The following is a 744-nucleotide window of genomic DNA, read 5'->3' as shown; positions in this document are numbered from 1 at the left end:
CGACTGGCCCGTGAGCGCGGCGCTCGGGAACGCCGACAGGAACAGCACCGTCTGCGCGACGTCCTGCACCGTCGTGAACACGCCGTCGACCGTGTTGCCGAGCATCACCTTCTTGATCACGTCCTCTTCGCTGATGCCGAGCTCCTTCGCCTGCTCCGGAATCTGCTTGTCGACCAGCGGCGTGCGCACGAAGCCCGGACACACGACGTGCGAGCGCACGTTGTGCTTCGCGCCTTCCTTCGCCAGCACGCGCGCGAGACCCAGCAGCCCGTGCTTGGCCGTCACGTACGCCGACTTCAGCGGCGACGCTTCGTGCGAATGCACCGAGCCCATGTAGATCACGACGCCGCCGCGATCGTCCTTGTACATGTGCTTGAGCGCGGCCTTCGTCGTCAGGAATGCGCCGTCCACGTGGATCGCCTGCATCTTCTTCCAGTCGGCGAACGAGTAGTTCTCGATCGGGTTGACGATCTGGATGCCCGCGTTCGACACGAGGATGTCGACCGAGCCGAACGTCGCGGCGACCTTGTCGATGCCGTTGTTCACCGCTTCCTCGTTGGTGACGTCCATCGCGACGCCGATCGCCTTGCCGCCTGCCTTGACGATCTCGTCGGCGACCGCGTTCGCGCCGTCCTGGTTCAGGTCGGCGATCGCGACGGCCGCGCCTGCCTTGGCGAGCTCGAGCGCGATTTCCTTGCCGATGCCGCTCGCGGCGCCCGTGACGACTGCGGTCTTGCCATTCAG

Annotated in this window: 1 protein-coding gene; it reads right to left on the bottom strand. The window is 65.9% G+C overall.

Annotated elements, in window-relative coordinates; genetic code table 11:
- Window positions 1-744 (bottom strand): 3-hydroxybutyrate dehydrogenase (locus C5F75_RS06845; RefSeq protein ID WP_230955176.1); only part of this gene is annotated, 744 nt, incomplete at both ends.

This window comes from Burkholderia anthinoferrum, from assembly GCF_002925705.1.
Lineage (GTDB): Bacteria > Pseudomonadota > Gammaproteobacteria > Burkholderiales > Burkholderiaceae > Burkholderia > Burkholderia semiarida.
Note: the sequence above shows the minus strand (reverse complement) of the source record. Positions and strands in the feature narration are given on the sequence as shown.